Here is a 14829-nt window from a genome sequence, read left to right as displayed (position 1 = left end):
TCATGCGCCTGTCCCATGACGCCCATATTGCTGTTTTGCAGTCCCCTGATCCGGTGATGCTAATCAGTGTGGCGGCCATTCGCGGGTCTACCCCGCGGGAGGCAGGGGCGTTTATGCTGGTCAGCGAAAATGCCATTGCCGGAACGATTGGCGGCGGCAATCTCGAACATCAGGTCACATTGCGTGCCCGTCAAACTCTTGCCTCGCAGGGCGATATCATCACGGAACTGGTCCCGTTCCCCTTGGGGCCGGGGCTTGGGCAATGTTGTGGGGGCGCTGTCGATATTGCATTTCACCGGCTGAACCCGATGCAAAAGCATCAGCTGGCCACCGCAATAAGCAGCACACAAAACCGCGCCGGTATTGGTCATGGTGACTGGGTATTGTTGCCGATGGGCGAAAGTCGACATCTTGAAACTGCCAGCGCTGCGGATGCCGAAGCACTGGATCGTCTTTTTACAGGCGTGTGCGGCGGTTTGTCGGGGGCGGGCGAGGAACGGAAACTTTGCCTGCGGCTTGACGACGGGGCAACACCGCTTTGGCTGTTTGGTGCCGGGCATGTCGGGCAGGCGATTGTTCAGGCACTGGCGCCCTTGCCGTTCGATCTTCATCTGATCGATTCGCGTGATGAATACCTGACCCTGCCAGAAACAGCAAAACTGCATCTGCATCAAAGCGATAGGCCACAGAACGAAGTGGGCGACATGCCGCCTGGTGCCTTTGCTCTGATCCTGACGCACAGTCACGCGCAGGATTTTGACATCTGCCGGGCGGCTTTGATGCGGGATGATCTTGGTTTTGTCGGCATGATCGGAAGCCAAACCAAACGCGCGCGTTTTGTCCGGCGATTAAAAGATCGCGGGTTGGGAGATGCGGAAATCGGTCGTTTGACATGCCCGATTGGAATTCAAGGCATTGTGGGCAAACAACCGGCAATCATCGCGGCATCGGTCGCTGTGCAATTGCTGTCCGTGCGTGAAGCACGAATGGCGCAAAATCTGGTGAACAGGGTCGCACAAGACGGCCTTGCCGGATGATAAAGGCCTTCTTTGCAAGGCATATAAATGATAAAGGGCCGCGCCAATAGTGGCCTGATCAGGAGGATCCGTTCACCGGATCAGGAGTTCATATAGGGAGATTTGGCTGTGTGTGATGCCAAGCATGAACACATGCTCCATGCCGTGAATTTATCGCGGGCAAAAATGGAAGAAGGCTGTGGCGGTCCGTTCGGGGCAATCATTGTCAGGAACGGTGAAGTCGTTGCCGAAGGATGGAACAATGTCACATCCAGCAACGATCCGACCGCCCATGCCGAAGTCAGTGCCATACGCGCGGCCTGCGAAAAGCTTGGTACCTTCAATCTTGCCGGATGCGAGATTTACACCAGTTGCGAACCCTGCCCGATGTGCCTTGCCGCGATCTATTGGGCCCGTCTTGACCGAATCTATTATGCCAATTCCCGCGAAGATGCCGCGGCAATCGGCTTTGACGATCAATTCCTGTATGATGAAGTGGCAAAACCGATCCCGGATCGGAGCCTGCCGTGCGAACATCTGGATTTAGGGGAAGCGCGTGATGTCTTTGCGGCCTGGGATGCCAAAGAAGATAAAATCGCGTATTGAGACCGTTTGATTAGCAAACCGTGAACGGGTAATACCAACGGTGCGCGTGATCGGATCGCAAAATAGGGGTGGCAGCAGTGACGTCGAGGACCGGGAATACCGGCTCAGATAAAGGCTTGGTGATGACAGGCGCGGTGAAACCGGCACAGCTTGAAGTGCGCGGTGTGACCAAGGCCTTTCCGGGCTGTCTGGCAAATGACGATATCAGTTTCCGTATCGAACCTGGCGAAATCCATGCCCTTCTGGGGGAAAATGGCGCGGGTAAAAGTACGCTTGTGAAAATTATCTATGGCGTGTTGCAGGCCGATCATGGCGCATTGCTGTGGGAAGGAAAGCCGGTCACGATCCATAGCCCGCATGACGCACGCGAAATGGGCATTGGGCTGGTATTCCAGCATTTTTCGCTGTTTGAAACCATGACGGTTCTGGAAAACATCGCATTGGCGATGAACGACGTGCGCGATATGGCCGCCCTGCGTCAGCAGGTGATCGAGGTCGAAAAGACCTATGGTCTGCCGCTTGATCCAGATCGGCATGTCTATACACTTTCGGTTGGTGAACGTCAGCGGATCGAAATCGTCAGATGCCTTCTGCAAAATCCAAAACTGCTTATTCTGGACGAGCCGACATCGGTTTTGACCCCGCAGGAAGTCGAAAAGCTGTTTGAAACATTGCGCCGTCTTGCAGATGAAGGTTGCGCGATCCTGTATATCAGCCACAAGCTGCACGAAGTCAAAGCACTGTGTCAGAAGGCGACCGTCTTGCGCGGCGGCAAGGTCGTTGGCGGGTGTGATCCGCGCGCGGAAACGGCGAAATCCATGGCCGAAATGATGATCGGCCAGAAACTGACCGCACCCGATCGCAGCGGGACACGCAAATTCGGGGATGTGCGTCTTGATATTTCCGATCTCTCACTGATCAGCGACGAACAATTCGGCACCGACCTTAAGGGGATTGGCCTTAAGGTGCGCGGCGGCGAAATCATGGGCGTTGCCGGTGTCGCCGGAAATGGTCAGAACGAGCTGTTTCAGGCACTGGCTGGCGAAACCGAAATCATCGGCACGCCCGACTGCATCAAAATTGATGGTAATCCGGTTGCGCATTTGGGTCCGCGCCGCCGCCGTCGGCTTGGTGCTGCGTTTGTGCCCGAAGAACGTAACGGGCATGGTGCCGTTCCCGATATGAGCCTGTCGGAAAACGGTTTTTTAACAGCGTTTCGTCGTATGGCGTTGTCTGCACGTGGTCTGATCCGCGAAGTGCCGACCCGTACCTTTGCCGACAAGATCATCAAGACATTTGATGTACGCACCACCGGTGCCTCGGCCGAGGCCGGAAGCCTTTCGGGTGGCAACCTCCAGAAATTCATCGTCGGGCGTGAGATCCTTCAGGATCCGGGCGTACTGGTGATTTCCCAACCGACCTGGGGTGTGGATGCCGGTGCGGCAAGTGCCATCCATCAGGCATTGCTTGATCTGGCGGCGAAGGGCACGGCGGTTCTGGTGATTTCGCAGGATCTGGACGAGATTTTCGCCATCTGTGATCAGGTGGTGGTGATGGCCGAAGGCAAGATGTCCGCCCCGCGGCCGATGGCCGACGTCAGTGTCGAGGAAATCGGTTTGTTGATGGGGGGACTTCACGATCTGGACGGCGACGTAACCCTGAAGACGAAAGAGCTTATCGAAGGAGATCACGTTGATCAGGCTTGAACCCCGTCGCCAGCATAGTCAGGCGATGGTTTATCTGTCGCCGGTTCTGGCAATTCTCATGACGCTGTTTGTCGGCGGGATCATCTTTTCCTTTATGGGCAAGAACCCGTTCGATGCGCTCTATACTTTCTTCATCCTGCCGATCAACGACAGCTACGGACTTTCGGAACTGTTTGTTAAGGCAACTCCGCTTGTGATCATTGCCATCGGGCTGTCGATGGGGTTCCGCGCCAATGTCTGGAACATCGGTGCCGAGGGTCAATTGACCATGGGCGCCATATTCGGCGGTGGTCTTGCGCTGTATTTTCATGACAGTGAAAGCATGTTCCTTTTGCCCGCAATGTTTGTTCTTGGGGCGATTGGCGGGGCCTTCTGGGGGGCGATACCGGCGCTTTTGCGCACCAGATTCAATGCCAACGAAATCCTGACCAGCCTGATGCTGACCTATGTCGCAACACTGTTCCTGAGCTTCCTTGTGCATGGGCCGTGGCGCAACCCCGAAGGATTCAACTTCCCTGAATCCCGCCCGTTCCCGGATGCAGGCCTGTTGCCGATCATTTATGACGGTACGCGGGTCCACCTTGGAACGGCCTTTGCGGTACTGGTGGTGATTGCCGGGTGGATTTTGCTGTCGAAATCCGTGATCGGGTTCCAGTTGCGCGTGGTGGGCAAGGCCCCGCAGGCCGCGCGTCATGTTGGGTTCCGGCAGAAACGCATGGTCTGGTTTACCCTGTTGCTGGGCGGCGGTCTTTCCGGTCTTGCCGGTCTGTTTGAGGTTGCCGGACCTATCGGTCAGTTGCAACCCGCCATATCGCCCGGTTATGGCTTTACCGCGATTATCGTTGCCTTCCTTGGGCGGTTGCATCCGCTGGGTATTCTGTTTGGTGGGCTGATCATGGCGCTGACCTACCTAGGGGGGGAATTGGCCCAGATTACGTTGGGGCTGCCAAATGCAGTAACCGGCCTGTTCCAGGGGATTTTGCTGTTCTTCCTGCTGGCATGTGATGTTTTGACCAAGTATCGGGTTCGTTTCGGAACCCCTGCTGCCAAAGGGGAGGCCGCATAATGGATTGGCTCATTCCACTGATGCTGACTGTGATTACGGCATCGACCCCGCTTTTGCTGGCGTCGACCGGCGAACTGATCACCGAAAAATCCGGTGTGCTGAACCTTGGCGTCGAAGGCATGATGCTGGTCGGGGCAATTTCCGGCTTTGCGGTTACCGCGTCAAGCGGATCGGCCATTCTGGGTATCCTAGCGGCAATCGTTGCCGGAATGCTGATGTCGTTGATCTTCGCCTTCCTGACATTGACCCTTATGGCCAATCAGGTGGCAACGGGTTTGGCTCTAACCATATTCGGGGTCGGTTTTTCAGCGCTTGTTGGCTCCGGCTTTGTCGGTTTTGCGATTGAACCGCTTCCGGGGCTTCATATCCCGATTCTGACCGATATTCCGCTGGTTGGTGAAATTCTGTTTGGTCAGGATTTTCTGGTTTATCTGTCGATTGTGATGGTGATTGCGGTCGGATTTTTCCTGTCACGGACCCGTGGCGGATTGATCCTCAAGGCGGTTGGTGATTCGCATCATTCCGCGCATGCCATTGGTTATTCGGTGATCAAAATCCGCTATATGGCGACCATGTTTGGTGGGGCAATGGCGGGGCTTGCCGGGGCGTATCTGTCACTTTCATATACGCCGATGTGGGCCGAAAACATGACCGCGGGTCGTGGCTGGATCGCATTGGCACTTGTGGTGTTTGCAACGTGGCGTCCGGGGCGATTGTTGGCCGGGGCCTATATGTTCGGGCTTATTTCGGTATTGCAGCTTCATGCGCAAAGTGCGGGTGTTCATGTCCCGTCACAATTCATGTCGATGTTGCCTTACCTTGCGACCGTGATTGTTCTGGTGATCATTTCCAGTGATCGCGCCAAGATCAGATTGAATGCACCTGCCTGTATCGGGCAGGCGTTCCGGCCCGCACAATAGGGCTGGTGCAACGGGATCGGGGAACGCCAAAAAGATTCCCCGACCCGGTGGGAGGAAGTGCGTATCGGACCAAAACTCAATCAAGCCGTTCTGAATATTATCTCTGGATATCATCAGGCCGGTTTGGCTGAGTCTTGGTCTGGACAAGAACACGTCATTGATTGCGTAAACAATTGGGTTTAAATCCTGATTAGCTGATTAACAGGGAGACCAGATAATGAATGCAAACCTCGTGAAGCGCACGCTTGCCGCCGTTGTGGCAACCGGTGCACTTGCACTCGGCATGGGTGCAGCCCAGGCCGAAGACGTCAAAGCCGGCTTTGTTTATGTCGGACCGATTGGTGACCATGGCTGGTCCTATCGTCACGACATCGGTCGTCAGGCGATCGAAGCGGCCCTTGGTGACAATGCCACCACCAGTTACGTCGAAAGCGTTCCGGAAGGTGCCGATGCTGAACGTGTGATTCGTCAGCTGGCCCAGACCGGCCATAACCTGATTTTCACCACCTCGTTCGGTTTCATGAACCCGACTGTCAAGGTCGCCAAGCAGTTCCCGAATGTGAAATTCGAACATGCAACCGGTTACAAACGTGATGCAAACGTTTCGACCTATGCCGCGCGTTTCTATGAAGGCCGTTACGTTGCTGGTGTGATCGCAGGTAAAATGACCAAGTCGAACATTGTCGGCTATGTCGGTTCGTTCCCGATCCCGGAAGTTGTTCGTGGCATCAACGCCTTCATGCTGGGTGCATGGTCGGTTAACCCGGATGTGAAAGTCAAAATCGTCTGGGCAAACACCTGGTACGATCCGGGCAAAGAAGGCGACGCAGCCAAGGCCCTGATTGATCAGGGTGCTGACATCATGGTCCAGCACACCGATAGCCCGGCTCCGCTTCAGGTTGCCGAGAACCGCGGTATCGTTGGTTTTGGTCAGGCATCCGACATGATCAAATTCGCCCCGAAGGCACAGTTGACCGCGATTGTTGACCATTGGGATGAATATTATGTCGCACGCGCCAAGGCTGTCATGGATGGTACTTGGGAATCAATCGACACATGGGGCGGTATTGATTCCGGTATGGTGGACATGGCACCTTACACCAACATGCCGGACGACGTAAAAGCACTGGCCGAAGAAACCGAAGCCAAGATCGCATCAGGTGAAATTCATCCGTTCGCAGGCCCGATCTATGATCAGGCTGGCGAATTGCGCATCAAGGAAGGCGAAGATGCAACCGACGAAATGCTTCTGGGCATGGACTGGTACATCAAAGGCATTGATGCCGAACTGCCGAAATAATCACGATTTGCACGTCCTGTAACGGCGACGTACTGAACAACCCCGCATCTGATGTGCGGGGTTGTTTCGTTTCAGGGGTTCTTGATGCTTGTTTCCGGATCCCCCGGACGGATGCGTTTTGGGCTGTCATCGACTTTTTCGTAGGCGATCATTTCCATCTTCGGGTGTAGCAAGGCATAAAGTGCAGCGCGCCAGAATTTCAGTTTGACCTTGTGCTCGCGCGTTTTACCCGCCCAGCGTTCGCGAAAAAGCTCCATATCCTCCCGCCGGGAAAAATAGATCACCAGATCGACGATGGGGGCGGATTGGGTCGCGCGCGGCAGTTCGATATTGCGAATGCCCATGGTCCATCTGTCGCTGCGGATATTCTTGTCCAGCCAGTCAAGCACGCCCTGGGCAGAGCGCTTTTCATGGATCACCACGCGAAATGGAAAGTCCCGAAGATCTTTTGTCATGTTGCTTCCCTGCAAACACCCCCTTATCAGAAGATCAAAAGGATGACCGCCTGACAAGACATGATCGTTGGTCGATCCTACTATTGTATGTTGGGATTGTGGGCGCCAATTATATTTATCTAATTTTTATCATCACGCTTAGTCTATGTATCACATGGATATTTTACATTTATCATTCGCGGATATATCGTTACATGGTATCCGGGCATTCAAACTGCTGTGATCTAAAATAGCAGGTAATCGGACAGAAAATCGGGGAAAGAAACGTGAGCCAAACGCCAGTCAGGGCCAAGCCAACGGGCAAGGAACGTCATTTCGAGCCGGAAGAACTGATCGTCAGCAAAACTGACCTTAAAGGCCGGATTACATATGCTAACGAGGTTTTCCTGCGTCTATCTGACTACCATGAAAAGGAAGTTCTCGGGCAGCCTCATTCGCTTATTCGTCATCCCGATATGCCGCGCTGTGTTTTCAAATTGCTGTGGGATGAAATCGCCGCCGGTCACGAGATCTTCGCTTATGTCGTCAACATGTCAAAGAATGGCGATCATTACTGGGTGTACGCCCATATCACGCCCAGTCTTGACGCGAATGGCAAAATCATCGGCTACCACTCGAACCGTCGGGTGGCTGATCCAAAGGTTCTTAAAGACACGATCATCCCGCTTTATGCGGAACTCCGCCAGATCGAAGAAAGCACCGCCAATCGTAAGGACGGCATGATCGCCGCGGAAAAAGCTCTGGCGCAAAAGCTTTCAGATGCCGGTCTGGCATACGACAAATTCATTCAAAGCCTTTAGGCTGTTTGCTAATTCGAGGTTTCAAAATGTCGCTATTTGGTGGTTCTAGCAAATCGGGGATCAAAAAGGCACTGGACGTTGTTCTGGCCGCGGCCGAAGGGGATTACGAAGCGCGCATAACCAGCGTCGACAGTCATCCCGACATGCGCGAACTTTTCATCGCGATCAACAGGTTGATTGACCGAAATGACGCTTTCTTGCGCGAAAGTGCGGCTTCGATGGGGGCTGTTTCTGAAAACCGGTATTATCGTCGGATTGTCGAAACCGGGCTTGTCGGGGCCTATCTGACGTCGGCACAGAAAATCAATGCGGCGACCGCGTCGATTGAACAAAAACTGACCGGTTTCAATACCATCGTTGAAGAATTCAAAAGCGGTTCATTCGAAGCCGTTGATCAGATTGCCGAGGCCGCGGGTGCGCTTTCAAGCGCATCGGGTGACGCCAATCGTATTGCACATGAAACCAGTTCGCGTTCGACAAACGTTGCCGCCGCGGCCCGTCAAACGGCGGCCAATGTTGCTGGTGTGTCCGAGGCATCCGAAGAACTCAATCAGTCGATCCGCACTGTTGCCGATCAGGCTCGTGAATCGGTAGAAATCGCCAATCGTGCGAATGGCCTGGCACAGGAAACGGATGGGCGTATCGGCCAGCTCGAAGCAGCAGCAGGCGAGATTGTCGAAGTTGTCAGCTTTATCCGCGATATCGCGGCACAGACCAACCTTCTGGCTCTGAATGCGACCATCGAGGCGGCCCGTGCAGGCGAGGCGGGCAAGGGCTTTGCCGTGGTCGCAAACGAGGTCAAGGGCCTTGCCAACCAGACCAGCAAGGCAACGGAATCGATTGAGGAAAAAGTACAGGACATCCAGAATGCAATCGAGGCATCGGTCAATTCGATCCGCGAGATTGCATCTGTCATTGATGATCTGGCCATCCGTTCGGATCTGATTTCGAATAATGTTGAAACCCAGACGGCATTGTCATCAAACATCACCCGCAATGTCGAACAGGCATCCAGCGGCGCACAGGAAGTGACCGACAATATCACCGTGGTTTCCGAAATGGCCGGTCAGACTGGCGAGGCCGCCGATACCACCCGCGATATGGCGGGCAAACTGGCGCGGGAGTCTGAAAATCTGCGCAAGCAGCTGGGCGGGTTCCTCGATACCATCGCCGAACTGCTGTACAGCACCGCGCGCAAATAGCTACCTGTTAAGAACTTTCTGCTACGATAAGGGGATAGATGCCCCTTATCGTCTTTGCCGGAAAGGAAGTCAGTCATGCGTGTGTTTTTTAATTCCCGCCACGATGCCCATGACGGGAATGGTGAAATGCACCATGGGCGTTTGATTCCATGCTTTGAAAATTCCCGCCGGATGGCAATCATCCGCGATGCGGTGGCCCATTCCGTACAGGCGCAGCTGGTTGACCCGACCGATCATGGCATGGCACCGATTGCCGCCATTCATGATGCGGATTATCTGTCCTTTCTTGAAAACGCTTGGGCGGACTGGAATGCCGCAGGCAATGATCATGATGCTTTTCCCTATGTCTGGCCGACAGCCGGTTTTTCCGGTGGTTATCCCGCTCATATCAGCGCGCGTCTTGGGCAATATGCCATTTCATCGGATACCCCGATCACCAAGGGGACATGGAAGGCGGCCTATTGGGGCGCACAAACCGTGGTGTCGGCGGCCGAAGCCGTTTGGAACGATGGAGAGGCATCCTTTGCCCTGACCCGCCCGCCGGGGCATCATGCACATGCCAATCGTTATGGCGGATATTGCTTCCTTAATAACTCTGCCATTGCCGCCCAGCAGATGATTACCAAAGGTGCGAAAAAGGTCGCGATCCTTGATATCGATTACCATCACGGTAACGGAACGCAGGATATTTTCTATGACCGTGGTGATGTTCTGACCGTGTCGATCCACGCAGATCCCAAGCATCAATTCCCGTTCTTTATGGGTTATGAAAACGAAACCGGTCGTCTGGACGGGCAGGGGGCGAACCTGAATATCGTGCTTCCCGGCGGATCGGATTTCGGGCCGTGGTCACAAGGTTTTGCAAAGGCTATTCAAAAAATTATCACCTGGCAGCCGCAAGCTTTGGTAATCGCGCTCGGCGTTGATGCTCATGAGGCCGAAACGCTGTGCGATTTCAAACTGCAAACCGATGATTTTAAACGGATTGGCCAGATGATCGGGCGATTGGGATTGAAAACCGTCTTTGTCATGGAAGGTGGTTATGCCCATGACGTCATCGGTTTCAATGTCGCGGCTGTGCTGGGTGGGTATCTGTCCGAAATCAAAAAGTAATACAAACAAAAGCCTCAAAACGCCTTGCATCTATCGGAGCGTTTTGTGGATATACGGATTTGTATCAGCTCTTATCCCATGGCGGTGTCCCGCCAAACTCGCTTACCAGAAAATCGACAAATGCCCGCACACGTGTTGGCAGGTAACGGTTTTCGGGATAAAGCGCGTAAACCGCATGGGCTGGAGGCGTATAATCGGGCAGAACCACCTGAAGCTGGCCGTTGCGGATATGGTCGCCGACTTCCCAGTGGGATTTAAGCGCGATGCCATGCCCATCAAGGCACCAGCGGGTCAGCACTTCACCATTGTCTGAATCCATGGATCCGGAAACCGACAGGGTTACCGGGCCTTCCGTCTCGGCACCATGAAGGGTCCATTGATATTGCCGTGATCCGGGAAAACGCAACAACAGGCAGTTGTGATGCAACAAATCGCCCGGCGCCTTGGGAATGCCATGTCGTTTCAGATAGGCCGGGTTTGCCACCAGCATACGTTTATTGGCTGCAAGCTTGCGCACGATCAAAGAGCTTTCCTTTAACTCGGCAATGCGAATGGCGAGATCGACCTTGTCCTGCAGCAGGTCCAGCAACCGGTCGGAAAGGTGTAGCCTGATCTGAACGTCCGGGTTTTTTTCAACAAATTTCGGGATGATAGGGGCGACATATTTGTTGCCAAACGCAATCGGGCACGTCAGCGTGACCGGACCGCGCGTGGTGTTTTTCTGATTGGCGACGGCATTTTCGGCTTCCTGCATTTCGGCCAGAATGCGCAGGCAGTGCCGGTAATAAACATCGCCCTCGGTCGTCAGATTGACCCGGCGCGTTGTGCGGTTCAAAAGCCGAACACCCAGCCGTTCTTCAAGGCGCGCAATCCGGTTTGAAACGACCGCCGCCGAATGGCGCAGCTCGCGCCCGGCGGCAGACAGGTTTCCAAGTTCGGCTACGCGGACAAAAATCTGGATGTCCTCAAAGTCGGACATGGGTTACGGGCTCCTGATACAGCTTTTTTATTTTCTGAATTTGTGTGTTTCCAAATCCTGACGGCTACTGTGCCATTTTAAAAAATAACTTGAAAGTCATTTCGATTATGCACCTGCCCTTAATAATAGAGCACCCGGATACGCTATGTTAGGACTCTGATTGGAATAATTCCGGATCAGTGCGGTCGCATGATGCGCATCACCGGCAAGGGGGCAGCGGGGCGGTATGAGCGACGCCCGGCAAGACGGAGGTTTCAACGGGTGGATATTCTGTTTCAGGACTGGATCAATCTGATCCTGCGCTGGGCGCATTTGATTACCGGTATCGCGTGGATCGGTTCATCCTTTTACTTCGTCTGGCTGGATCTGAGCCTGCGTAAGCGTCCGGGCATGGATGAAGGCGTTTATGGCGAAGCCTGGATGGTCCATGGCGGCGGGTTTTACCATGTGAATAAATGGATGGTTGCGCCGAAATCCATGCCGCCCGAACTGCACTGGTTCAAGTATGAGGCCTATTTCACCTGGCTGACCGGTTTTGCGCTTCTGGTGACAATGTATTACTGGAGTGCGGAGAGCTATCTGATCGATCCGAATGTCATGCCGCTTGGCAAATGGGATGCCATCCTGATCGGGCTTGCCAGCCTGTTTGCCGGTTGGGTGATTTACGATCTGATGTGCAAAAGTCCGATTGGCCAAAGCACCGGAAAACTCGCGATTGGCGTGTTCATTCTGGCGATGGTTGCGGCCTATGGCTTTACCCATGTGTTTAGTGGTCGTGGGGCGTTCATCCATGTTGGTGCGATGCTGGGCACGATCATGGCTGCCAACGTGTTTCGCATCATTATCCCTAACCAGAAAAAGGTCGTCGCCAGCCTGATGGCGGGCGAGAAACCCGATCCGGCCCTGGGATTGCAGGCCAAGCAACGGTCCACGCATAACAACTATCTGACCCTGCCGGTTTTGTTGATGATGATCAGCAACCATTATTCGATGCTGTTTTCCCATGATCAGTCGTGGCTGATTGTCGGTCTGATCCTGATCATTGGTGGGTTGGTGCGTCATTTCTTTAACACGCGTAATGCCGGGGGCAGCGGCAAGGCGATTGCATGGCAACTGCCATCGGCTGCGGTGGGCATGGCGATCCTAGCGATGTTTGCGTCCTATGATCCCGATGCCGCCAAGCTGGCCGATCAGGAAATCATCACTGCCGATCATGCGCTGGCGATTGTTCAGACCCGCTGCACGGCCTGTCATTCTGCCAGCCCGACCGATGAAGGTTTTGACGAAGCCCCGATGGGGGTGATGTTTGACGACATCGCACAGGTCAAAGCCAATGCGCAGCGCGTTCTAGCGCAGGCCGTCATCGGGCGTGCCATGCCGCTTGGCAATATGACCGAAATGACGGACGAGGAACGGGGGCAACTGGGGCAGTGGATCCGTGCCGGGATGCCGGAATAGCCGGTTCTGTTGATGACGGAAATCAAGGGCGGCCTGCGTGATGCAGGTCGCCCTTTTTTCGCCTGGCGTCTTAAGCGCGGGTCGGGGGAAGTCGGATCAGACGTCAGCGCGATAGTTCATGGGCACCCAGTCATACATCGTGCTGTCTTCGATGACATGACCAATGCCCGGGAAGGCGATATGGCACCCGGCAACCAGATATTTTTCTGATACGGCTTCGGCAAAGGCGGCTTCACGGGTGATGATCGCCTGATCTGGATCAACATCAAAGGCAATCGAGACGCCCGGTTCGTCAAACTGAATGACATCACCATGGGTGATGTCGCCCCAATAAACAAACTTCTCGCCTTTGCTTTCAAACCAAAGTGCACTGTGGCCCGGTGTATGACCCGGACGATGTGTTGAATTGATCAGGCCCGGAACGGGTGATGCATTGGCCTCGTAAGTCGAAAGTGTGCCGCTGTCGATATAGGGCTTGGTCGATAGGACGGCCTGATCAAAATATTGCTTGGCACTTTCCGGGGCCTTGTTGCGATTCTCCGTGCTTAGCCAGTATTCGGCATCAAGTTTCGGTACATGCACCGTAGCGTTGGGAAAGGCTTTATTGCCGTTAAACGTCAGTCCGCCAGTGTGATCAGTATGAATGTGGGTAATCACCACATCATCAATCTGATCGGGGTGATAGCCCGATGCGATGATATTGGCCGGTAATTTGCCAAGGGCAGGTCCCAACAGGTCGCTGGTCCCGGCATCCAGCAGCACAAGACGATCACCGAAGTTTAGAAGATAGGCGTTCACGGATGTCGTTGTTGGTGTGCCCTGGAATGCATTGGCAAGGGCCGTGCGTGCGTGTTCGGGGCTGGTATTGAGATACAGATCGGCAAGTGGAAACTGCCCGGTACCATCCGAAAGTGCGGTAACTTCGACCTCGCCCACCATCAGGCGGTAATATCCGGGGGCCTGTGTGCCAACCAATGGTGCCTTGGCGCTAGCGCGCAACGGTACAAAAACGGTGCTGGCCGTCGCCCCGATGGCAGCGGCAGCAAGCGAACCTTTAAGCATGTCTCTGCGTGACAGCATCAGAATATTCTCCCTCAATCAAATGCCGGGATTTAACCGGCAGCTTGTAACGCGATAGAGAAAGGCTATATTCCAATCAGTCAGTAATCAAATCGATGCGGATCATGGATGCTATTGATCATTTCAATTTAAGGTCATTTGACCTCAACCTAATGATTGCGTTTGACGCAATGATGCAAGAGCTGAGCGTCACAAAATCTGCGGAAAAATTGCGGATTGGTCAGTCCGCCATGAGCCACAATTTATCAACGCTCCGGATGCTGTTACAGGATGATCTTTTTGTCCGTGTCGGACAGAAAATGCAGCCAACCGCAAAGGCGCGTGCCCTTGCCGGACCGGTTCGGGCCGCATTGACGCAGGCACAAAGTGCGCTTCAGGCGACCGACAGTTTCGATCCGGAAACGGCAGATCGCATTTTCCGGATCGGTATCACCGGCGAAATGGAAATGGTTCTGTTGCCGGCATTGGTGCACCATTTGCAATCAACCGCACCCGGTGTGCGTCTGGTGAGTCGTTCGGTTACTGTCGAGACAGTCGATCTTATGCTGAATACCGGGGAAATCGATCTGGCAATCGGATGCAAGGAATCCCGCCGGATCGGCGAAGTATTGTTTGAATCCAGTGTGGCCTGTTGCTTTAATCCCGATATTTGCAAACTGACACTGCCGCTATCTCGCGAAACATACCTTGGTGCGCGCCATGCGGTCCTGTCCCAGACGGGAAATGTTGAAGGTTGCGTTGGTGATGCCTTGCGGGCGATTGGCATTGATCTTGATGTCGTTCTGGCCGCGCCGGACTTCATGCCGTTGCTTGCTGCGGCCCGGAACGCTCCGATTGTCGCGACTGTGCCGCGCAGGATCGCCGTGCAATATGCGCCGTTATTTGGTTTGGTGTTCTGCGAAATGCCCATCCCGTTGAATTTTCCGCCGGTAACCATGAATTGGCCGATCTGGGCGGACAAGGATGTCGGGTTGGTCTGGTTGCGTAATCGGATCAGATCAGTGATCGACGACATTTCAACGGATCTGCGTGCCATTGCGGCACAATGATTGACCGGGATTTCTGTATATAAGCAACCCCGCCGGCGAACCGGCGGGGCGGGATGCTTCGGCCTATGGGCATTGTGGT

Annotated in this window: 14 protein-coding genes; 11 read left to right on the top strand and 3 right to left on the bottom strand. The window is 54.3% G+C overall.

Annotated elements, in window-relative coordinates:
• The first annotated feature begins 2 nt into the window (after positions 1–2).
• The 6 genes from xdhC to P8T57_RS07140 all read left to right on the top strand — a co-directional run bounded on the left by xdhC (position 3) and on the right by P8T57_RS07140 (position 6614).
• Positions 3–1037: a xanthine dehydrogenase accessory protein XdhC gene (xdhC, locus tag P8T57_RS07165; protein ID WP_007088843.1), complete on the top strand. Its 1035-nt coding sequence runs from the start codon at positions 3–5 to the stop codon at positions 1035–1037.
• Positions 1038–1145: 108 nt separating this feature from the next.
• On the top strand, positions 1146–1622 hold the full coding sequence (locus P8T57_RS07160) for a nucleoside deaminase (RefSeq protein WP_007088844.1): 477 nt from the start codon (positions 1146–1148) through the stop codon (positions 1620–1622).
• A gap of 122 nt (positions 1623–1744) precedes the next feature.
• Positions 1745–3328, top strand: a complete 1584-nt coding sequence (locus tag P8T57_RS07155) for an ABC transporter ATP-binding protein (RefSeq protein WP_040060194.1) — start codon at positions 1745–1747, stop codon at positions 3326–3328.
• Positions 3315–4394, top strand: a complete 1080-nt coding sequence (locus tag P8T57_RS07150; RefSeq protein WP_007088846.1) for an ABC transporter permease — start codon at positions 3315–3317, stop codon at positions 4392–4394. The genes P8T57_RS07155 and P8T57_RS07150 overlap by 14 nt, the downstream gene beginning before the upstream one ends.
• Complete coding sequence (locus P8T57_RS07145) at positions 4394–5314, top strand: ABC transporter permease (RefSeq protein ID WP_341365013.1); 921 nt, start codon at positions 4394–4396, stop codon at positions 5312–5314. The genes P8T57_RS07150 and P8T57_RS07145 overlap by 1 nt, the downstream gene beginning before the upstream one ends.
• Positions 5315–5546: 232 nt before the next feature.
• Complete coding sequence (locus P8T57_RS07140) at positions 5547–6614, top strand: BMP family ABC transporter substrate-binding protein (RefSeq protein WP_007088848.1); 1068 nt, start codon at positions 5547–5549, stop codon at positions 6612–6614.
• Between the two features lie 71 nt (positions 6615–6685).
• Here P8T57_RS07140 and P8T57_RS07135 read toward each other — a convergent pair whose 3' ends face one another.
• Positions 6686–7069 (bottom strand): hypothetical protein, encoded by a 384-nt coding sequence (locus P8T57_RS07135; RefSeq protein ID WP_007088849.1) that lies wholly within the window; start codon positions 7067–7069, stop codon positions 6686–6688.
• A gap of 266 nt (positions 7070–7335) precedes the next feature.
• Between P8T57_RS07135 and P8T57_RS07130 the strand changes: the two genes are divergently transcribed.
• The 3 genes from P8T57_RS07130 to P8T57_RS07120 all read left to right on the top strand — a co-directional run bounded on the left by P8T57_RS07130 (position 7336) and on the right by P8T57_RS07120 (position 10184).
• Positions 7336–7869, top strand: a complete 534-nt coding sequence (locus P8T57_RS07130; RefSeq protein ID WP_007088850.1) for a PAS domain-containing protein — start codon at positions 7336–7338, stop codon at positions 7867–7869.
• 26 nt (positions 7870–7895) lie between these two features.
• Positions 7896–9071, top strand: a complete 1176-nt coding sequence (locus tag P8T57_RS07125) for a methyl-accepting chemotaxis protein (protein ID WP_007088851.1) — start codon at positions 7896–7898, stop codon at positions 9069–9071.
• Between the two features lie 75 nt (positions 9072–9146).
• Positions 9147–10184 (top strand): histone deacetylase family protein, encoded by a 1038-nt coding sequence (locus P8T57_RS07120; protein ID WP_007088852.1) that lies wholly within the window; start codon positions 9147–9149, stop codon positions 10182–10184.
• A gap of 64 nt (positions 10185–10248) precedes the next feature.
• Here P8T57_RS07120 and P8T57_RS07115 read toward each other — a convergent pair whose 3' ends face one another.
• Positions 10249–11163, bottom strand: coding sequence for a LysR family transcriptional regulator (locus tag P8T57_RS07115; RefSeq protein ID WP_341365012.1), 915 nt, complete (start codon positions 11161–11163; stop codon positions 10249–10251).
• Positions 11164–11352: 189 nt separating this feature from the next.
• On the opposite strand from P8T57_RS07115, the gene P8T57_RS07110 reads away from it, so the two are divergent.
• Complete coding sequence (locus P8T57_RS07110) at positions 11353–12621, top strand: urate hydroxylase PuuD (RefSeq protein ID WP_341365011.1); 1269 nt, start codon at positions 11353–11355, stop codon at positions 12619–12621.
• Positions 12622–12717: 96 nt separating this feature from the next.
• Here the strand turns inward: P8T57_RS07110 and P8T57_RS07105 are convergent, their stop codons facing one another.
• Positions 12718–13701: an MBL fold metallo-hydrolase gene (locus P8T57_RS07105; protein WP_341365010.1), complete on the bottom strand. Its 984-nt coding sequence runs from the start codon at positions 13699–13701 to the stop codon at positions 12718–12720.
• A gap of 95 nt (positions 13702–13796) precedes the next feature.
• Here P8T57_RS07105 and P8T57_RS07100 point away from each other — a divergent pair, with 95 nt between their 5' ends.
• Complete coding sequence (locus P8T57_RS07100) at positions 13797–14750, top strand: LysR family transcriptional regulator (protein WP_341365009.1); 954 nt, start codon at positions 13797–13799, stop codon at positions 14748–14750.
• Positions 14751–14829: the final 79 nt, after the last annotated feature.

The organism is Thalassospira sp. SN3W (genome assembly GCF_038070535.1).
In the GTDB taxonomy this organism is placed as follows: Bacteria; Pseudomonadota; Alphaproteobacteria; order Rhodospirillales; family Thalassospiraceae; genus Thalassospira; species Thalassospira xiamenensis.
This window is presented reverse-complemented; position numbering and strand designations above follow the sequence as displayed.